Source organism: Falsihalocynthiibacter sp. S25ZX9 (assembly GCF_041205405.1).
GTDB lineage: Bacteria > Pseudomonadota > Alphaproteobacteria > Rhodobacterales > Rhodobacteraceae > Falsihalocynthiibacter > Falsihalocynthiibacter arcticus.
Window position 1 is genome coordinate 213201 of the sequence record NZ_JBGFCD010000001.1, and the last position, 20221, is coordinate 233421.

Annotated in this window: 15 protein-coding genes and 3 pseudogenes; 13 read left to right on the plus strand and 5 right to left on the minus strand. The window is 52.2% G+C overall.

Annotation, left to right across the window (positions count from 1 at the left end; translation table 11 throughout):
- Positions 1–27 precede the first annotated feature (27 nt).
- The 3 genes and pseudogenes from AB9F29_RS00965 to AB9F29_RS00975 all read left to right on the plus strand — a co-directional run.
- Positions 28–1212: a biopolymer transporter ExbB gene (locus AB9F29_RS00965; RefSeq protein WP_369754294.1), complete on the plus strand. Its 1185-nt coding sequence runs from the start codon at positions 28–30 to the stop codon at positions 1210–1212.
- 3 nt (positions 1213–1215) lie between these two features.
- Positions 1216–3300, plus strand: a complete 2085-nt coding sequence (locus AB9F29_RS00970; RefSeq protein WP_369754295.1) for a peptidoglycan -binding protein — start codon at positions 1216–1218, stop codon at positions 3298–3300.
- 1098 nt (positions 3301–4398) lie between these two features.
- Positions 4399–4587: pseudogene (locus AB9F29_RS00975) on the plus strand (IS3 family transposase); the annotation flags it as partial.
- 57 nt (positions 4588–4644) lie between these two features.
- Here the strand turns inward: AB9F29_RS00975 and AB9F29_RS00980 are convergent.
- From AB9F29_RS00980 to gloB, 4 genes and pseudogenes are all read right to left on the minus strand, one after another.
- Positions 4645–4830, minus strand: a pseudogene (locus AB9F29_RS00980) (hypothetical protein); the annotation flags it as partial.
- A 275-nt stretch (positions 4831–5105) separates the two neighbouring features.
- A pseudogene (locus AB9F29_RS00985) lies at positions 5106–6209 on the minus strand (IS3 family transposase).
- Between the two features lie 823 nt (positions 6210–7032).
- On the minus strand, positions 7033–9354 hold the full coding sequence (gene clpA / locus AB9F29_RS00990) for an ATP-dependent Clp protease ATP-binding subunit ClpA (RefSeq protein ID WP_369754296.1): 2322 nt from the start codon (positions 9352–9354) through the stop codon (positions 7033–7035).
- Between the two features lie 273 nt (positions 9355–9627).
- Positions 9628–10392 carry a hydroxyacylglutathione hydrolase gene (gloB, locus tag AB9F29_RS00995; RefSeq protein ID WP_369754297.1) on the minus strand — a complete coding sequence of 255 codons (765 nt, stop codon included), beginning with the start codon at positions 10390–10392 and terminating at the stop codon, positions 9628–9630.
- Between the two features lie 74 nt (positions 10393–10466).
- Here gloB and AB9F29_RS01000 point away from each other — a divergent pair, with 74 nt between their 5' ends.
- From AB9F29_RS01000 to AB9F29_RS01040, 9 genes are all read left to right on the plus strand, one after another.
- On the plus strand, positions 10467–11225 hold the full coding sequence (locus AB9F29_RS01000) for a class I SAM-dependent methyltransferase (RefSeq protein ID WP_369754298.1): 759 nt from the start codon (positions 10467–10469) through the stop codon (positions 11223–11225).
- A gap of 348 nt (positions 11226–11573) precedes the next feature.
- A complete protein-coding gene (locus tag AB9F29_RS01005) occupies positions 11574–12134 on the plus strand; it encodes a F0F1 ATP synthase subunit delta (protein WP_039004539.1) in 561 nt (186 codons plus the stop codon).
- Positions 12134–13672: a F0F1 ATP synthase subunit alpha gene (gene atpA, locus AB9F29_RS01010; RefSeq protein WP_039004403.1), complete on the plus strand. Its 1539-nt coding sequence runs from the start codon at positions 12134–12136 to the stop codon at positions 13670–13672. Before AB9F29_RS01005 ends, atpA begins: the two co-directional genes overlap by 1 nt.
- 29 nt (positions 13673–13701) lie before the next feature.
- Positions 13702–14571 (plus strand): F0F1 ATP synthase subunit gamma, encoded by an 870-nt coding sequence (locus tag AB9F29_RS01015; RefSeq protein WP_039004402.1) that lies wholly within the window; start codon positions 13702–13704, stop codon positions 14569–14571.
- 17 nt (positions 14572–14588) lie between these two features.
- Positions 14589–16019: a F0F1 ATP synthase subunit beta gene (gene atpD / locus AB9F29_RS01020; protein ID WP_335586078.1), complete on the plus strand. Its 1431-nt coding sequence runs from the start codon at positions 14589–14591 to the stop codon at positions 16017–16019.
- 56 nt (positions 16020–16075) lie between these two features.
- Positions 16076–16480, plus strand: a complete 405-nt coding sequence (locus AB9F29_RS01025; RefSeq protein ID WP_039004400.1) for a F0F1 ATP synthase subunit epsilon — start codon at positions 16076–16078, stop codon at positions 16478–16480.
- 105 nt (positions 16481–16585) lie between these two features.
- On the plus strand, positions 16586–16936 hold the full coding sequence (locus tag AB9F29_RS01030; protein ID WP_039004399.1) for an H-type lectin domain-containing protein: 351 nt from the start codon (positions 16586–16588) through the stop codon (positions 16934–16936).
- Positions 16937–16984: 48 nt separating this feature from the next.
- Positions 16985–17455 (plus strand): YcgN family cysteine cluster protein, encoded by a 471-nt coding sequence (locus AB9F29_RS01035; protein ID WP_369754299.1) that lies wholly within the window; start codon positions 16985–16987, stop codon positions 17453–17455.
- Positions 17455–18501 (plus strand): low specificity L-threonine aldolase, encoded by a 1047-nt coding sequence (locus tag AB9F29_RS01040; protein WP_369754300.1) that lies wholly within the window; start codon positions 17455–17457, stop codon positions 18499–18501. The genes AB9F29_RS01035 and AB9F29_RS01040 overlap by 1 nt, the downstream gene beginning before the upstream one ends.
- Here the strand turns inward: AB9F29_RS01040 and AB9F29_RS01045 are convergent.
- On the minus strand, positions 18498–19091 hold the full coding sequence (locus AB9F29_RS01045; protein WP_369754301.1) for a 2-hydroxychromene-2-carboxylate isomerase: 594 nt from the start codon (positions 19089–19091) through the stop codon (positions 18498–18500). The genes AB9F29_RS01040 and AB9F29_RS01045 overlap by 4 nt on opposite strands.
- A 105-nt stretch (positions 19092–19196) precedes the next feature.
- Here AB9F29_RS01045 and AB9F29_RS01050 point away from each other — a divergent pair, with 105 nt between their 5' ends.
- Complete coding sequence (locus AB9F29_RS01050; RefSeq protein WP_039004395.1) at positions 19197–20213, plus strand: ribose-phosphate pyrophosphokinase; 1017 nt, start codon at positions 19197–19199, stop codon at positions 20211–20213.
- Positions 20214–20221 lie beyond the last annotated feature (8 nt).

Consider the following 20221-nt stretch of genomic DNA (forward strand, 5'->3'; position numbering starts at 1 on the left):
CAACAAAAACAGCGTCAGGATGTCCAAATGGACTTTATAGATCGCGAGGCCGAGCCGGAATTTACCCTGCCTACCCGCCAAATTACTCTTATGAGTGTGGTTCTGGCCATCATGATGGTTGGGGCATGGTTTGCGTTACCACGCATATTGCCGCTTTTCCTCGCGAATTTGTGGCTAAACGGGTTCATTTGCTTTGTGTTCTTCATCGGGGTCTTGGCATGCTTTTGGCAAGTCATTCAGCTCTATAGCTCTGTGAATTGGATCGAAGGTTTCGTGGTCAACCGTGCCGGGCACGAGATTGTGACGCCGCCGCGTTTGCTCGCGCCCCTTGCGGCACTTTTACGATCACGCGGCGCGCGGATGCAGATTAGTTCGACATCAAGCAGTTCCATTCTAGACTCCGTTGCAACCCGCATTGATGAGGCGCGGGACATAACGCGTTATATCGTTAACCTTTTGATTTTTCTGGGACTTTTAGGAACGTTTTACGGCTTGGCCACCACGGTTCCTGCCGTAGTCGACACCATCCGATCCCTCGCGCCACAGGAAGGCGATACGGGCGTTAAGGTTTTTGAAAAACTTATGAAGGGGCTTGAGGCCCAGCTTGGCGGCATGGGGACGGCGTTCTCGAGTTCGCTTTTGGGGCTCGCGGGCTCTCTTGTTGTTGGGCTTTTGGAGCTTTTTGCTGGCCACGGTCAAAATCGCTTTTATCGCGAGTTGGAAGAGTGGCTTTCAACGATTACTCGGCTTGGTTTTTCTTCAGGAGAAAGCGAGAGCGGCGGCGACGCAGGCCATACCGCGGTTGTGTTTGAACATATGGCTGACCATATGGAAGCGATGCGCGCAATGTTCACACAATCCGAGGCAAACCGCACCCTTGTAGATGAGCGGATTGGCACCCTAACCACGGCAGTTGAAAGTCTTGCGAGGAACATAGAGCGCGGCCCAGAAAATTCGGCAATTGAGCGTATGCTGCAGGGGCAAGAGCGGTTGATCGAAACCCTACAATCTAATGAGGACGAGGTGGGGTCTGGTGGAGGGAATTCCGATGCGGAAAGCCGGATGCGTTTGCGCTCAATCGACGTTCAATTGCTGCGTATCCTTGAGGAAATAAGCGCAGGTCGTCAGGAGTCGATTTCGGATTTACGCACGGATATTGCAGGTTTGACCAATGTAATTCGGGCGGCGACGGCGCCGTCACAAGAGGGGTAGGTTGTGGCCTTAAGTCGGCGCACAGGGCAACGTTTTCAAGGGTCGATCTGGCCCGGTTTCGTGGATGCGATGACGGCCCTCTTGCTTGTGTTAATGTTTGTCCTCACCATTTTCATGGTGGTTCAATCGGTCCTGCGCGAGACAATTTCTGGACAGGAGACAGAACTTGATGAACTCACGTCGCAGGTTCTAAGTCTTGCGGAAGCCTTGGGTCTTGAGCAAACAACCAACCAACAATTGCAAAGTGAAGTCGTTCGACTTTCTTCAAACCTGCTCGATGCCCGCGATGCGGCAGATATTCAAGCGAGTATGATCGCGTCTTTGACAGTGCAAAATGATGCGCAATCGGTGGAAATTTCTGCGCGCAAGGCCGCAATTGCCAGCTTTGAGGCGCAAGTTGCGACGTTGTTGGCGCAACGGAACAAGGCTCTGGCGGATGGCACGGCGTTGGCAACAACATTGAGTGAAGCCGAGCAAGAGAAAGCACGGCTGATTTCCGAACAGGAAGCGTTGCAATTGGCACTCGCGAGTGTTCGTGAAGAAGTCGATCAAGGGGCGGAGGCCGCCAGACTTGCCGCTGCAAAGCGCGAGGCTCTAGAGGCGCTTATCGCGGATCTACAAGTTGAAAGCGCGCGCGAAAAAACGAGTTTAGCACAAACTTTGGCACGGCTTACGGAGCAAGAAACCTTGAATGCAGGGTTGTCGGGCGGGCTTTTGGAAACCCAATCCAAGCTGGACGCAGTGGAAGCTGCAAGGCTTGCGGAATTAGCCACGGCCGAGGCTTTGCGACTCAGACTTGATACTGCAGCGACAGCATTGTCCGAGGAAGAAGCCGCGCGTTTGGCGGAAGCGGCCGCGGCCCAAGCGTTGCGGGATCGATTGGCGAATGCCGACGATGAGATAACCGCGATGAGTTTGGCTCTTGAGGCAAAGCGGCAAGAGGCCGAGGATACGCTCACATTGCTTGCCGCCGCAAATGATGCGCGTGGCGATTTGGATGAACGTTTAGCGGCAGCGCTGGCCGCAAAAATTCTCGCCGATAAAGGCTTGAGCGCGCAGGGGGCGGCAGCGCAAACGTTGGAAACTCAATTGGCTGCGGCTTTGTTGGCGGGCCAAAACTCTGATGACACCCTAGAGAATACCAAAGCAAAACTGGCCAATGCAGAGGCTTCTTTGGCGCTCCTGCAGGAGAAGTTGGCTCAATCGGGCGCGGATGAAGACGATATGCAAAAACGCCTTTTGGCGGCATTAGCCGCAAAAAGCGAAGTTGATGCAAACCTCAACACAATCATGACAGAAGCCGAACAGCGCAGCGCATTGCTCAAAGTTGCGAATGATCGGCTTTCGGCGAAGGAAGCTGAATCCGCCGAAAGTCAGAGAAAAATGGCTGTTTTGAATGAGCAGGTTACGCAGTTGCGCGCTCAATTAGGTTCGTTGCAAAGCGTGTTGGATGCTTCCGCGGCAATTGATGGCGAGTCCAAAATACAGCTTCAGGCCTTAGGCTCACAACTCAATCAAGCCCTTGCCCGTGTGGCGAGCGAAGAGAAAAAACGCCGCGCTCTTGAAGAGGCGGAGCGCAAGCGACTCGAGGCCGAAGCGGAAATTCTCAAGGCCGAAACAAAAAATTTGGCACGATACCGTTCGGAGTTTTTTGGTCGACTGCGCGATCTTTTGGGTACGCAGGAAGGAATGCGTATCGACGGCGACCGGTTTGTATTCTCTTCCGAGGTTTTGTTTGAAACTGGCGCAGTCGAACTTTCTGAGGAAGGCAAGGGCGAGGTTGCGAAAGTCGCGGCGATCTTGAGGTCCGTCGTCGATCAGATTCCCCCGGAAATCGATTGGGTTATACGCGTGGATGGCCACACGGATGACACACCCCTTTTGAGCAACGGGAAATACAGCGATAATTGGGAGTTGTCACAAGGACGCGCCTTATCTGTGGTACGTTACTTGGTCGACGCATTGGATATTCCGCCCAGCCGTCTCGCGGCAAATGGGTTCGGCGAATACCAACCTGTCAACACTGATGACACGCCTGAAGCCCGCGCACAAAATCGGCGAATTGAACTCAAATTTACCGAGAAATAGGTGAGGTTCAAAACGAGCTTCCCTCGATCTAGATTTTTGTTACCCCACTGAACAGTATCGCGGTTTGGGTGTTTTCCTGTATGCCATTTTTCGGCGTTGGCCTCTGTCAACTTTCCGACGCTGCAGGCACGGGCTAGGATCTTCCGCAAATTGGCTTGGCCGCAAAACATGATATCAAATAAAGATGCATCCCTTTCTCGCGGGTTTCGGAGAAAAAACTACCTAAAAGACTGGCCGCCTTGGGGTGTTTTGGGAGCCATCGAAAAGCCCGCATGTACTTGCGAATATTTAAGGACCGAGTTTGTTTCACCGCTTGGAATAATGACTGCTGAGTTTGATCCCGCTAGATTGCGCGGGTACTGCACTTTTCTAGGGGCTTTATACGATTTCTGGCGACTCAACTGCACGCTGGTCATGTGTAGTATTTGTAGAGACTATCTGTCCTCCTGCATTTCTGCCCTGCCTGACACCGCAAGTTCTGACGGTGTTGTTTTCCAATTTGAGGCGCCACCCCGCATGTTTCCTTTAGCGTTGCCGTTTTGGTGTAGTCAAAGTGCAGATGTGGAAGCGCGACACTGCTAGAAAGGTGACAAAAACAATCAGGGCAACTTGTTTCACAGGGCCGACGACATGTACCACGACATTTTCTTCCGTTATTTTACAGTGAGGCACATGCCCAGAAAACTGAGCTCTCGAAATCTAGAGATACTAAAGTGTGAAGCCAATTGTCGTATTCCTTTCATTGCAGATTTGGTCTTGTCACGGTCTAATTACGGTCTCGTTCGTACTGGGTTTGCCTGCGACTAGCGACGAGACACAGACGAGTTTCGCCGTGATGCTGTGTGTATCGCAACGACCAGCGGCCTAACGCGGCCTCAAGTTTTATCTGATTTGGGCGTAAGTCTTTCGACCCTGAACAAGTGGCTCAAAAGTACTAGGACGATGTTCAAATGCCCGGACCACAGGAAGGCGTCGAGAAAAAGACCGAACGCCTTCGTTAGGAAGTCCACTTGTTGAGCGAGGAGAGGGAAGTGTTCAGGTCGAGGCGTTTAGGATATGATCTGGGGACCATGCTGCGCGCAATCCTGCCGGGCAATGGACAATTCCTTGGTTGAAACGTTCTTCAAATCACTCAAGGCAGAGCTGATCTGCCGAAACTGTTGGGAAAGCAGACACATAGGCCAAGGGGATATATTCCAGTATATCAATGGGTTCTACAATCCACGGCGACAACATTCGTCGTTAGGTGGCAAAATCCCCTTGGCCTTCGAACGAAAAGCTGTCTAAATAAACTGAATGACCCGAACGTTAACGTGATAAGACCAGACCCGTGCAGTACCGCTAACAGGTTTCGCTTATCTGGAATTCTCGGCAGGCCAGCGCAAAACTGATCCCATTCATCGCCATCTCCCGTCTTCGAGATGACTTCAGCACCTTTTTTCCCAAGTTCGACACCCACTCGAGCGCATGGCATTCATGCTTTCATCCACTCAGCAAGTCGTTCTGCATGCTCATCTCGGCATATATCTTCTAGAGTGGCCGGTTCTATTTTATCATGGCCACGATCTGTAGGTTGCTAAATATAGCTGTCTTCATCAAAAATCTCCTTAGATATCTTGCCGAGAAAATTCTACTTTTGAACACAACTATTTGGGGGGGATTGCCTGTACATCTGAATCAACTCAGTACCAGCATCGATAGAATTATCGTTATCAAGCGACGCCTGAAGGATGAGTCGAAAATCTGAAGTGGTCCTGATTTTTAGGACAGGTTTGCGGCTCAGCTAAGATTTAATCTGGTCGGTCTCATGGGGCCTTATGGGTTCGTTCTGTGTCGAAGAATGTGTCGTTTGGTGATCGTTTGTCGAGGACCGTATGAGGCCGCTCGGAGTTGTAGAAACCAATCCAATCTTTGATCACGCGTTTGGCTTGGAAACCGTCCTGCAATTCGTGCTGATATATGGCCTCCTGTTTGAGCGACCGCCACAGCCGTTCGATGAAGATATTGTCGAGATAACATCCCCGTACGTCCATCGAGATTTTGACGTCAGCATCGGTCAAGGTTGTGACCCAGACGGACCCCGTGAACTGCGATCCTTGGTCGGTATTCATGATCTCGGGCTTGCCGTATTTTGCGATGGCCTCGTTCAAAGCGTCAACACAAAAGCGGGCATCCAACGTGTTCGACACCCCCCAAGCCAGCACCTTGCGTGTCGCCCAATCCATAATCGCCACCAGATACAAGAACCCACGCCGCACTGGAATGTAAGTGATGTAGCTGCACCCGTCGCCCGGCAGCATGTTTACATGCCCGAGAGGAGAACGTGGTTCGGCCGCGTGATTTCTAACTTCCGTAGCAGAAAGGGATAAATCCGGTGTTGAGGGTGCTTTTTGCTGGTAATTGGCCCTTTATCGATCGCTTGCAGCCCCATCAAACCCATCAGCCGCCGCACGCGATGGCGACCCGAATGGAACCCATTTCTCGGCAAGTAGGCCGCGATCTGCCGGTTGCCGAAGAACGGATATTTCGTGAACACGCGGTCGATTTCATTCTTCAGCTCCAATGTCGCTGCATTCACCCCGACTGGGGCATAATACAGGGATGACCGGCTGACTTTTAGCAGCTTGCGCTGCTTTGTCAGGCTCAAATCTGTGCGGTCTCGGTTGATCATTTCTCAGCGTTCACTCGGGCTCATCGCTTCAGTCTTTGTGAAAAAAATCATTTTCGACCGCCAGCTTCCCGATCTTCGCATGAAGTTCTTTGACCTCGGCCTCATTTTCTTCCGCTTTCTTGATCTTGTCCGAGAACGCCCCTAGTCAGGCCATCTATTGCGCCGTCCTGTCTCCATGCAGCGCCTCAAGCGCCACCGTAGCTTTGAACTTGTCCGAAAAACTGCGTCTTTTCGTCATTTTTGTATCCTATCGGCGTTGTTGGATACACCTTAGCACACTGTCCGAATTTGCCGGACAACTTCAATCTGATCCAAAAACGATATGGCTGCAAACGGCAGCGGGCCTTGGCCCTTTCAGTGCAATGGCCAAGATCCGATGGGCGGTAAAAGAAACAAGCAGCTAAAGGACACATGACTTGAGCAGATGTGAGAAAGACACCGAGACCGTAAGAACAAATGATCGACTAGATCAAAGCATGGAAAACCAGTGTGGAGCTAAGAGTATCGAATTCGCAGTATTGATTCGCACCTAATCTCCGCATCACTATACTGGCCCGCGGCATGCGAAACGCCGCAAACTGAGGTCTGACACATTACCGTACCCGATAACATGTTCAAACCGTCGGAATATCTCTTGCATAAAACGAGGCATCCACACCAGATTATCAGAAATGGCTGCCAAAATGCATGGCTTCGAAGTCTCCCCTCCCGTGCAGGTAAGCATGCGAGAAAGGGGAGTTGATGAGTGGCAAAGGCAATTGTAATGGGAAATCCACGGTTGAGACGTTCTTCAAATAGCTCAAGCCAGAATGATTTGGTTCAAACGCTGGGAAACCAGACGGCACGCTGAAGGCGCAATCTTTCATTTCTAAACCCCAAGAAGACAGTACGCTGCACTGGGCGGTAAAAGCCCATTGGCTTTCGAATGAAAGGCCGCACAAGGCGTTGGGAGTCTGGAATGTAAACGCAACTAGTCCAAGCTACGCAAAAATTATAAAAACTGCTCCTCAACCATCACGGGGATGGCTGAGGATTAGAGAATTAACCTTTAAAGGACTGCATTATTCTGCTGTAAGAAGCGGAGGCTTTTTAGAGGAAAGTTTAGGGGCTTCGGGCTTGAAAACCTGAAGATCAATTTTTCCATTTTTAATTCCGACTTTCACCAAACCACCTTTGACCAGCTTTCCAAAGAGCAATTCCTCGGCCAAGGGTTTCTTGATATGCTCTTGAATCACGCGACCAAGTGGTCGTGCTCCCATTTTGTCGTCATAGCCAGCTTCGGCGAGCCATTCTGCAGCAGGGCGCGTTAGTTCGATTGCAACGTTTCGATCCAAGAGTTGGGCCTCAAGTTGTAGAACGAATTTTTCGACCACTTGCAGGATGATCTCTTTGCCCAACGGCGCAAAGCTGACGATGGCATCAAGACGGTTACGGAATTCTGGAGTGAACATGCGTTCAATCGCAGCGGTATCCTCGCCTTCTCGTCGGTCTCGGCCAAATCCAATGGCAGCTTTGGCTTGATCAGCGGCCCCCGCATTTGACGTCATGATCAGGATCACGTTGCGGAAATCCACCGCGCGCCCGTTGTGGTCAGTCAGTTTGCCGTGGTCCATCACTTGAAGCAGGATGTTGAAGACATCCGGATGCGCCTTCTCGATTTCATCGAGAAGCAGGACGCAATGTGGATGTTGGTCTACGCCATCCGTGAGCATGCCGCCTTGATCGAAACCGACATATCCGGGAGGGGCGCCGATTAGACGGGAAACCGCATGTTTCTCCATATATTCGGACATGTCGAACCGAAGGAGTTCAACACCAAGGATATCCGCAAGTTGGTTGGCAACTTCGGTTTTACCTACACCCGTAGGTCCCGAAAACAGATAGTTCCCGATGGGCTTGTCGGGTTCGCGCAGTCCCGCCCGAGACAATTTAATCGCGGACGCGAGCGTTTCGATGGCTGGATCTTGGCCAAAGACAACCCGTTTTAGTCCCTTTTCAAGATCGCGCAGAATTTCGGCGTCATCTTTGGACACATTCTTGGCGGGAATGCGGGCAATTTTTGCGACAACCGCTTCGATTTCCTTGACGCCAATAGTTTTGCGACGACGACTTTCTGGAATCAGATGCTGTGCGGCACCCGCTTCATCGATCACGTCGATTGCTTTGTCCGGAAGCTTGCGATCGGCCATGTAGCGCGACGAAAGTTCGACTGCAGTTTTGATCGCGTCCGAGGTGAAGCGCACATCGTGATGTTCTTCAAAATAGGGCTTCAACCCTTGTAAGATTTTGATCGCATCTGGAACTGTTGGCTCGTTTACGTCGATCTTTTGGAACCGGCGTGAAAGCGCGCGGTCCTTATCAAAGTGTTGACGGAACTCTTTGAAGGTGGTTGACCCCATGCAGCGCAATTTTCCGCCCTGCAACGCAGGTTTAAGCAAATTGCTCGCGTCCATAGCGCCACCAGACGTCGCTCCAGCCCCGATGATTGTGTGGATTTCATCGATGAATAGAATTGCGTCTGGATGGTTTTCCATTTCGGTCATGACGGCTTTGAGGCGTTCTTCAAAGTCGCCGCGGTAGCGAGTGCCGGCCAAGAGCGCGCCCATGTCGAGCGAATAAATAGTAGCATTCGCTAAAACTGTGGGCGTTTCGCCTTTGACAATCTTGCGGGCCAAACCTTCTGCAATCGCTGTTTTACCCACGCCAGGATCGCCCACCAAAAGCGGGTTGTTCTTGCGACGACGGCACAATACTTGAATGCAACGTTCGACTTCATGAGCACGACCAATCAGAGGGTCGACTTCGCCCTTGGCTGCTTTCGCATTCAAGTCGACACAATATTTGGCAAGTGCGCTGTCTTTGGAATCGCCTTCCTCTGCGAGCGGGATGTCCTCATCGGTCTCAGGGGAGCCAGTAACGGGCCGTGCTTCGCCGTAGGAGGGGTTTTTAGCCACACCATGCGCGATGTAATTTACGGCGTCATAGCGAGTCATGTCTTGTTCTTGGAGGAAGTAGGCCGCATTAGATTCGCGCTCGGCGAAAATCGCAACAAGGACATTGGCCCCTGTCACTTCGGTGCGACCCGAAGATTGAACATGGATGGCCGCGCGCTGAATGACGCGTTGGAAGGCCGCCGTTGGGACGGCTTCGGAGCCTTCGACGCTTGTTTCTAACGAAGAGAGGTCGTCTTCGATGAATTCAAGCAATGTGGCGCGCAGTATATCGAGGTCAACATTACAGGCGCGCATCACCTGAATGGCGTCAGGCTCATCAAGAAGCGCAAGGAGCAAATGCTCCAATGTCGCTAATTCGTGCTTACGTTCGTTTGCTAAACCAAGAGCGCTGTGGATCGCGGCTTCGAGCGTATTGGAAAATGAGGGCATTCCACTTTCCTTTCTTTGAGATTGCAAACACCAGTATCGGTGTCCTGTTCTTATAGATTTCGGTTTTCTGACGCAGTCTTCAAGAGCAAACACCAAACTTCCCGAATATTTCTCAGTTTCACACCGAGTTGTTACCTTTCAGCTAAGAAAAAGCGTGATTTTTGATATCACATCACCTTTTTTCGATTTCATCGGGGACAACAAGTTTGGCCTCGCACAAGCGCGAGTCGTAAGTTGAGGTCACCGCAGGGGTAGTAAGCACCGGGTTGGGACCTAGAAACCGTTTCTCCGCGTACGGAGTTCGGCGAAAACCTCGACGTTCGAGGCCTCCTGTAAGTTGAGCGTAGCGCGAATGTGGGCGTCTTCATATCGTAAAAATGGATTGGTCGCACGTTCTTGACCCAAAGTTGAGGGAATCGTGGGCAATCCCGCGTCCCGCGCCGCTGAAATCTCGGTGATACGGGTGATCAGGGCAGTGTTTTCGGGATCAACCGTTTGTGCGAAATTTGCATTGTGGGCGGTATATTCGTGTCCCGAATAAAGAAGAGTCGTATCTGGCATTTTGGCAAACTTTTCCATGGAGCCGAGCATCATTTCCGGCGACCCTTCAAACAAACGCCCACATCCCATCACCATCAGGCTGTCGGCGGTAAATATCGCGCCGGTCTTGCGAAAATAAAACGCTATATGTCCGATTGTATGCCCGGACACATCGAGAATCTGCACGCTTTCGCCGCATATCGTTAAGACACTGCTGTCCTCGACCGCCAAGGTGAGTGGGGGCAGGCGGTGAGCGTCGGCTTTGGCGCCGATAATGCGCGCCTTCCCGACAGAAAGTGCCTCAAGCCCGTCAATATGGTCCCAATGATGATGCGTGATCAGAACATCCGTCAGCGTCCATCCCTTTTGAGCGAGCACAGCCTCAATGGGCGCAGCCTCCGGAATGTCCACTAAAGCGGTCTCGCCAGTTTCGCTATTGTGAATTAAATAAGCGTAGTTATCTTTCAAGCAAGGGATCGTGACAATCTCGAGGGGCATGGCGTTTTGTGCTCGCTTTGATATGGTTTACGTTAGCTTTGCCGATTTTGGCCGTCGTTCCTAGGGGAAAAGATATGCACCTTGATGTGCGCGACCTGAAAACTTTTTACTACCGAAGCGCTTTGGGGCGGGCGGCCCAAAAGGCAATTCGCGATCAGGTGGTTGAATTTTGGCCTGAGGCCAAAGGACAGACAGTGGTGGGCTATGGTTTTGCGGTGCCTCTTTTGCGACCCTACTTGGGCGATGCGCGGCGCATTGTCGGACTTATGCCGGGACCGCAGGGGGTTATGCCTTGGCCTGCAGGGCAAAAGAACGTCTCGGTTCTAAGCGAAGAAGTGAACTGGCCGCTAGATACAGGGTCGGTCGACAAGCTCGTTCTCCTTCACGGGCTTGAAACCAGCGAGCATCCGACCGCATTGCTTGAGGAGTGCTTTCGCGTTTTGGGGCCCGGGGGCAAGGCGCTCTTTATCGTGCCCAATCGCGCGGGCCTTTGGTCTCGTAGTGATCGCACGCCTTTTGGGTTTGGGCGTCCCTATTCGTTGATGCAGCTCGAATCACAACTCAAAATGCATCACTTTCTACCTGAGCGACACAGGGCGGCCCTCTTTGCCCCCCCCTCAAGCAAACGTTTTTGGCTCAGAACCGCGCCTGTCTGGGAAAAGACGGGCCGAAAAATTTCATCCTATTTAGCTGGAGGGGTCTTAATCGTCGAAGCAACAAAGCAAATCCAAGCACCAACGCGTCCCGGCCTGCCTGTCGCATTTAAGAGGCCGTTGGGGGTTTTTGAAGGTATCAGAAAGCCCGCAGGGCGACCTGTTGGCGAGGGAATTTAAGGGATTTTCGGGACTCTCCCCTATTTTTCGGAATGTACGGGGCCAAATGACGCAGCCACCGTCAAGCGCGCCGATTCATGGAATCAGATAAAGGGCTTGGAAAACTGAAAAATCACAGTCCCAATGTGAGAAAAAAAGCGAAGATTTCTGTCGCTGTCAGCGCACAGCCCTGTTTCACGGGCCAATTGATATAGAGCAAACGCGTATAGAGTGTTGCGACGTGGCAATTGCTCTGCTACATCACAGCCGATTTCAACGCGTGTGTGAACATGCGTTACTTAGGCTGCCTCACTAAGTCCTGCATAACGCGGGGTACCGAAGGAGGCCCAGACTAGCGGAAGGGTGGACGTGTCCGAACCAGCTTCGATCTCCTCTGGCATTGCTACGCGCTATGCCACGGCCGTCTTTGACTTGGCCAAAGAAGGCAAAAAACTCCCAGCCCTTGAGGCTGATTGTAACGCGTTGGAAAGCGCACTTAGTGACAGCGACGATTTTGTGACTTTGATTTCTTCACCCGTGTTATCGCGTGACGAGCAAAGCAACGCTGTGACTGCTATTGCCAAAGCAATGAAACTCTCGCCTATCGTGTCTAACACGCTGGGTCTGATGGCCGAAAAGCGTCGCCTTTTCGTGCTGCCCCAATTGATCACGGCTCTGCGTACGCGGATTGCCGATGAGAAGGGGGAAGTCACCGCCGAAGTGACGGCAGCTAAGAAGCTGACCAAAGCTCAGGCAGACGCGCTTGCCAAAACGCTTAAGGCGTCAGTTGGCAAAGATGTCATCGTGAATGTTGCCGTGGATGAATCCCTCATCGGCGGCCTTATCGTTAAGATGGGCTCAAAGATGATCGACACGTCGATCTCCTCTAAGCTCGCTAACCTCCAGAACGCAATGAAAGAGGTCGGATAATGGCTATCCAAGCTGCCGAAATTTCTGCGATCCTTAAGGACCAGATCAAAAACTTTGGCCAAGACGCCGAAGTGGCCGAAGTCGGCCGAGTATTGAGCGTTGGCGATGGTATCGCTCGCGTGTACGGGCTTGATAATGTTCAAGCTGGTGAAATGGTTGAGTTCCCTGGCGGTATCGTCGGGATGGCTCTGAACCTTGAAGCTGACAACGTTGGTGTTGTTATCTTCGGGTCTGACCGTGACATCAAAGAGGGTGACCTCGTTAAGCGGACAAACTCCATCGTGGACGTTCCTTACGGCGATGAGTTGCTCGGACGTGTTGTTGACGGTCTGGGTAACCCGATCGACGGCAAAGGCCCGATCAAAACAAAAAATCGCGCTGTTGCGGACTCCAAGGCTCCGGGCATTATTCCCCGTAAGTCTGTCCACGAGCCAATGGCGACTGGTTTGAAATCTGTTGACTCGATGATCCCCGTTGGCCGTGGCCAGCGCGAATTGATCATTGGTGACCGTCAAACAGGTAAAACAGCGATCGCGCTCGACACGATCCTGAACCAAAAATCTTACAATGAGGCCGCTGGCGACGACGAGAGCAAAAAGCTCTACTGCGTTTACGTTGCGATCGGTCAAAAGCGCTCCACAGTTGCTCAGCTTGTTAAAAAGCTCGAAGAAACTGGCGCGATCAAATACACAATCGTTGTGGCTGCGACGGCTTCGGATCCTGCCCCTATGCAGTTCCTTGCGCCATATGCTGCGACTGCGATGGCGGAATTCTTCCGCGACAATGGCCGCCACGCTTTGATCGTTTATGATGATCTTTCCAAGCAAGCCGTGTCCTACCGTCAAATGTCCCTCTTACTTCGCCGCCCACCCGGACGTGAAGCTTACCCAGGCGACGTTTTCTATCTTCACTCCAGACTTTTGGAACGGTCTTCGAAATTAAACGAAGATAACGGTTCTGGTTCTTTGACGGCGCTGCCGATCATTGAAACTCAAGGTGGCGACGTTTCTGCGTTTATTCCAACCAACGTGATTTCGATCACCGACGGTCAGATCTTCTTGGAAACTGAATTGTTCTACCAAGGTATCCGTCCCGCTGTGAACACAGGTCTTTCGGTTTCGCGTGTTGGCTCTTCCGCTCAAACAAACTCGATGAAATCTGTTGCTGGTCCGGTTAAGCTTGAGCTTGCTCAGTACCGTGAGATGGCTGCTTTCGCACAGTTTGGTTCCGATCTTGATGCTGCAACTCAGCAATTGCTGAACCGTGGTGCGCGTCTGACCGAATTGATGAAGCAGGCTCAGTATTCGCCCCTTACAAACGCTGAAATCGTTTGTTTGATCTTGGCGGGTACAAAAGGGTATCTGGACAAAATCGCGGTGAAAGACGTGGGACGTTTTGAGGCGGGACTTTTGTCTCACCTACACAGCAAACACGCTGACATCTTGAAATGGATTGCTGATGAGGACCCCAAAATTAAGGGGGACGCAGAAGCCAAGATTCGTGTCGCACTCGATGAGTTCGCTGCTAATTTCGCCTAGTATTTTCGCCTTAGGATAGGATTGGATACATGCCAAACCTGAAAGACCTAAAAAACCGGATCGAAAGTGTCAAATCGACACGTAAGATCACCAAAGCCATGCAGATGGTTGCCGCGGCGAAACTTCGCCGCGCGCAAGATGCTGCAGAAGCTGGTCGCCCTTATGCAGAACGGATGAATTCCGTTCTGGGTGGCCTAGCTGCGGCGGTTGGTGGCTCGTCCTCCGGTCCGAAGCTGCTCACGGGTACGGGTTCAGATCAAGTTCACCTTTTGGTGGTCATGACGTCTGAACGCGGTCTCTGTGGGGGTTTCAACTCTTCTATTGCCAAGCTGGCCCGCGCAAAAGCTCAGGAGCTTCAAGCGGCTGGTAAGACGGTCAAAATCTTGACTGTTGGCAAAAAAGGGCGTGACCAGCTCAAACGCGATTTCGCGGGCTCCATGATCAGCCACGTTGATCTGTCCGATGTTAAACGTGTTGGCTATGTCAATGCTCACAAGATCGCGACCCAAGTTCTTGACCGCTTTAATGTCGGTGAATTTGATGTCGCAACGATCTTTTATAGCCGCTTTGTAAACGTGGTGACCCAAGTGCCAACAGCACAACAGGTGATCCCGGCCTCGTTTGAAGAAACGAGCGAAGCATCAACGCTCTATGATTATGAACCCAGCGAAGAGGCGATCCTTGCGGATCTCTTGCCGCGTGGTGTGGCCACACAGATTTTCGCCGCTCTCCTCGAGAATGGCGCATCTGAGCAAGGTGCTCGGATGTCTGCAATGGACAACGCAACACGCAACGCGGGTGAAATGATTGAAGACCTGACCATTGTGTACAACCGCTCGCGTCAGGCCGTCATCACCAATGAGCTTATCGAAATCATTTCGGGCGCTGAAGCGCTCTAAAGGACCGGAGAAACAAAATGGCAAAAGCGAAAGCTACTGGCAAAATCACAGCTGTGATTGGCGCCGTTGTAGACGTTAAATTCGAGGGCGACTTGCCCAAGATTTTGAACGCTCTTGAGACAGTAAATAACGGCAACAAGCTGATCCTTGAAGTGGCTCAGCACCTTGGCGAAAACACTGTACGGACAATTGCGATGGACGGAACAGAGGGCCTCGTTCGCGGCGCTCCTGTGACGGACCTTGGCGAGCCGATTTCGGTTCCCGTTGGCCCCGCAACACTTGGTCGTATCCTGAACGTCACCGGCGATCCCGTTGATGAAAAAGGTCCGGTCAAAACGAAAGAGCGTCGCGCGATTCACCAGCCTGCGCCTTCTTTTGATGAGCAGGCGACGTCTTCCGAGATGCTCGTAACAGGCATCAAGGTTATCGACCTGCTCGCGCCTTACACTAAAGGTGGCAAAATTGGCCTCTTCGGTGGTGCGGGTGTTGGTAAAACAGTTTTGATCATGGAATTGATCAACAACATCGCCAAAGTGCACTCTGGCCTCTCCGTATTTGCGGGTGTTGGTGAGCGGACACGTGAAGGCAATGACCTTTATCACGAGATGATCGAATCCGGCGTTATCGTTCCTGATGACCTCGAAAAGTCGAAAATCGCGCTGGTTTACGGCCAAATGAACGAGCCTCCCGGTGCGCGTATGCGTGTTGCTTTGTCAGGCCTCACAATTGCTGAGCAGTTCCGTGATGAAACAGGTTCCGATGTTCTGTTCTTCGTGGACAACATCTTCCGCTTTACGCAAGCGGGTTCCGAGGTTTCGGCACTTTTGGGTCGTATTCCTTCCGCTGTGGGCTACCAGCCAACATTGGCGACTGACATGGGCGCGATGCAAGAGCGTATTACATCAACCAAAGCTGGTTCGATTACGTCGGTGCAAGCCGTGTACGTTCCTGCGGATGACTTGACTGACCCTGCGCCAGCCACGTCGTTTGCTCACCTTGATGCGACAACGGTTCTTGACCGTTCGATCTCTGAAAAAGGCATCTACCCTGCGGTGGATCCTCTTGGTTCGACATCGCGCTTGCTTGACCCGCTCGTTATTGGCGAAGAGCACTATAAAGTTGCGACAGAGGTTCAGCAGATCCTTCAGCGCTATAAATCGCTGCAAGACATCATCGCGATTCTAGGCATGGACGAGCTTTCTGAAGAAGATAAGCAAACCGTTGCTCGGGCGCGTAAAATTGAACGCTTCTTGTCACAACCTTTCGACGTTGCGAAAATCTTCACCGGTGCCGACGGCAAACAGGTTCCTCTCGAAGATACTGTGTCTTCGTTTAAAGCTGTTGTCGCGGGCGAATACGATCACCTCCCAGAGGGCGCTTTCTACATGGTTGGCGGCATCGAAGAAGTGATTGCAAAAGCTGAGAAAATGGCTGCTGACGCTGCTTAATGTAACGGGTTTTTGGCGGGTTCCGGCCCGCCAAACAAACTCTGAAGGAGGCCGATATGGCTGAGAAACTGCAGTTTGATCTGGTAACGCCTGAGCGTAGCTTGGCATCGTATGAAGCAACCGAGGTGCAAATCCCGGCGGCCGACGGCGATCTCACAGCTTTGGCAAACCACGCGCCTTTGATCACAACGCTGCGCCCTGGTATCCTAAAAGTTGCCAGTGAAACAGGCACGCAAGAGTATCTTGTTACGGGTGGCTTTGCCGAAATTTCGGACAAGTCGACTTCGGTTTTGGCCGAAAAAGCCGCGCCCGCATCAGAAGCGACCCAAGAGATGATCGATGAAATCGTTGCCGACGCCAAAAGGGCTCTCGATAACGCACCCGCCGACCAGATCGACATTCTTGCAAAACAGATTGCTGACATCGTTTCTTTGGCGAACCAGCTTGGCCTACGGGCTTAAATTAACTTATTTTGAATTTTAGAGGCCCTGCAAGGATTTGTGGGGCCTTTTGCCTTTTCTTGGCCTTTTTTCTCAATAAACTACCGAGAAGTTTGAGGAACATTCATGCGGCGTTTTCAAAATCACCAACTCGGAATTGATCAAGGCTCCCTTGTGCTGTTTTCGGATTTTCAGCACGATGGAAATATGTGGACGGGCGAGGGCCAACGCGAGCATCGCGAGGCGGTTTCTTTCAGCACCGCCTTCCGCACGCCACCCGTCGTTCAAATTTCGATATCCATGTGGGATTTTGATAGTGCAACCAATCAACGTGGGGATTTAACGACTGAAAAAGTGTCCACTGAGGGGTTCGTCGCTGTGTTTAAAACTTGGGGCGACACCCGCATTGCACGCATTCGCGTCGACTGGACGGCGGTGGGGGAGTTGGAAAATGAGGACGACTGGGATGTTCATTAAGATTTTGGGGCTCTTTCCACGGGCTCCAACTTTCCCTAGAAGGGGCCTATGAACAACAAAATTGATCGATCCGGATTGCGCCCCAATTTTTGGGAAGATATCCCTCTCAAGAAAATGAATTCCCGCGAATGGGAAGCGCTTTGTGATGGCTGTGGGAAATGCTGCCTCAACAAGCTCGAAGACGAGGATACTGGGGAAGTTGCCTTTACACGGGTTGCATGCCGTCTTTTGGACGACGACAGTTGCCAATGTGGTCAGTATGAAATTCGCAAACAATTCGTGCCTGAATGTGTCTCCCTGAAACCCGAATCGATCAAGGATGTCGCCTATTGGTTGCCCGCAACATGCGCGTACCGATTGCTTCACGAGGGTAAGCCATTAAACGACTGGCACCCCCTTGTTTCGGGCGATCCACAAACCGTGCATACGGCCGGAATCTCTGTGCGTGGCTGGACAATTCCCGAATTTGAAGTCGCCGAAGAGGATTGGGAAGACTATATCATTGAGGACTTGAGTTAATGTTTTTTGCATCAGACAACGCCGGAATGGCCCACCCCGAAGTGATGCAAGCCTTGCTCGACGCTAATTCGGGCTTTGCCATGCCCTATGGTGCCGACGCGATCATGGCCGAAGTGACCTCCAAAATCCGCACCATTTTCGAGGCACCCGAAGCCGTCGTGCATCTTGTGGCCACAGGGACAGCGGCCAATTCTCTTATTCTCGCCTGTCTAGCGCGACCGTTTGACACGATTTTTTGCAGTGATGTTGCCCATATCCATGAGGACGAATGCAACGCGCCGGAGTTTTATACGGGCGGCGCCAAGCTCACTTTGATTCCGACGACTGATGGGAAAATGTCCCCGCAATTTCTGGGAAGTGCCATTCGGGGCGAAGGCAATCGCGGCGTGCACGGACCACAGCGCGGCCCGATTTCAATCACCCAGCTCACGGAAGCGGGCACAATATACAACTTGGACGAAATTGCAGCCATTACGGGCTTGGCCAAATCCTATGGGCTCAAGACCCACATGGACGGCGCACGTTTTGCGAATGCGATAGCCGCATTGGGATGCACACCCGCAGAAATGACATGGCGAGTTGGGGTCAAGGCGCTGTCCTTCGGCGGGACTAAAAACGGATTACTTGGCGTTGAGGCTGCGGTCTTTTTTGACCCCAGCGATGCGGCCGAATTTGAGTTGCGCCGAAAGCGCGGCGCGCATTTGTTCTCAAAAAACCGTTTCCTTGCGGCGCAAATGTTGGCGTATCTTACTGATAACTTGTGGCTTTCGTCCGCCACTTCCGCCAATGAAAACACAGCGTATCTGGCGGAGGGGCTTGCAAAAGCGGGAGCCGAATTTGTCGGACCTGTAGATGCCAATATTATTTTCGCGGCCCTTCCTCGCGCTGCGCATCAAAAACTCAAAGAGGCGGGTGCCGTTTATCACATCATGGTCGGCGACCTAGACGGGGAGAATCCTGAGGAGCCTCTCATTGCACGGTTTGTTTGTGACTGGTCGATCAGCCATGAGATGATCGACCAATTCCTTGATGTTTTGCGAACTTAAAGTTTGCCCGCGAGGTGGAGATCAAGGTCGTCTAAACGGTCTTGACCCCAAAAAACTTCCCCGTCAGCAACATAGGTAGGGGCGCCAAAAGCACCCGCTTCTACGGCATCCTCAAGGTTGCGAGTATATGTTTCTGCACCACTTAGGAGGCCTGAGTTCACCAACTCAGGGTCGAACCCATTTGCAGCGAGGAGGGCGCGGATGACCCCCTCATCGGCCACGTCTTTTTCCTCGGCCCAACAGGCGCGGGTAAACGCGTGGGCAAGCGCGCCGACATCGCCGCCGGTGTTTTGGGCCGCAATGATTGCATAAGCCGAAGGGGCCATATTTGTGGGCCAATGCGCGGGTTTTATATTCGTGGGCAGGCCCGTGCGCGCGGCTTGGCGACGGATTTCCTGCAGGCGATATGCCATGCGATTTGGATGGCGATCCTTTGGAGGGGTGCCGCCCGTGCGTGCAAAAAGCGCCATAATGTCGAGCGGCTTATAGGTGACCTGCGCCGCGTGTTTTTTCGCGATTTCCTCAAGGCGTGCGCCTGCTAAATAGGTGAAAGGGGAAATCGTCGCGAAATAGTAGTCTATTTTAGTCATATATGGTCTCCAAGGCGGCATTTTCTTTGGCACGACGGTAGCGAGATGTTAAGCCGTGTCAACGTCATGATTCTGATACTGACTTTCAATAGGGACCCCCCTGCCATGTCCACCAAATCTGCTCCCAAACTTATCTCCGGAAATGCGAACCGTCCGCTCGCAACCGCCATTGCACGCCGTATGTCGCTGCATCGTGGTGTGAGCGTCGGCCTTGTCGACGCACGCGTTGAACGCTTTAACGACCAAGAGATTTTCGTCGAAGTTTATGAAAATGTTCGTGGCGAGGATATGTTTATCATCCAATCTACGTCAAATCCGGCGAACGATAATCTGATGGAATTGTTGATTATCGCAGATGCACTGCGGCGCTCGTCCGCAGCGCGGATCACGGCCGTCATTCCCTATTTTGGCTACGCCCGTCAAGACCGCCGCACCAAGGCGCGCACCCCTATTTCGGCGAAACTTGTTGCAAACCTCATTACCCAAGCCGGTATCGAACGGGTTCTAACGCTCGATCTTCACGCCACTCAAATCCAAGGGTTTTTCGATATTCCCGTGGACAACCTCTATGCCTCACCCGTGTTTGCGCTTGATATTGAACATGAATTCAAGGGCCGCATGGATGAATTGATGGTCGTGTCCCCGGATGTGGGCGGGGTTGCGCGCGCGCGCGAATTGGCCAAACGGATCAATGCGCCGCTTTCCATCGTTGATAAACGTCGCGAAAAAGCTGGCGAAATCGCAGAAATGAAAGTGATCGGGGATGTGACGGGCAAAACCTGTATCATCGTGGACGACATGGTGGATACCGCAGGAACCCTTTGCAAGGCCGCAGAAGTCTTGATGGAAAGCGGTGCTAAGGAAGTCCATTCCTACATCACACACGGCGTCATGTCCGGCCCTGCCGTTGAGCGGGTTGCCAATTCGGTGATGAAATCTTTGGTGATTACCGACTCCATTCAGCCTACGAAGCCAGTTGTCGATGCGACAAACATTCGGATTGTTCCGACCGCTCCGATGTTCGCCCAAGCAATTCAGAACACATGGAATGGCACTTCGGTTTCGTCTTTGTTTGACGCTGACACGCTCGGGCCAATTTACGAAGGCACCTATACTACCTGAATGTTTTG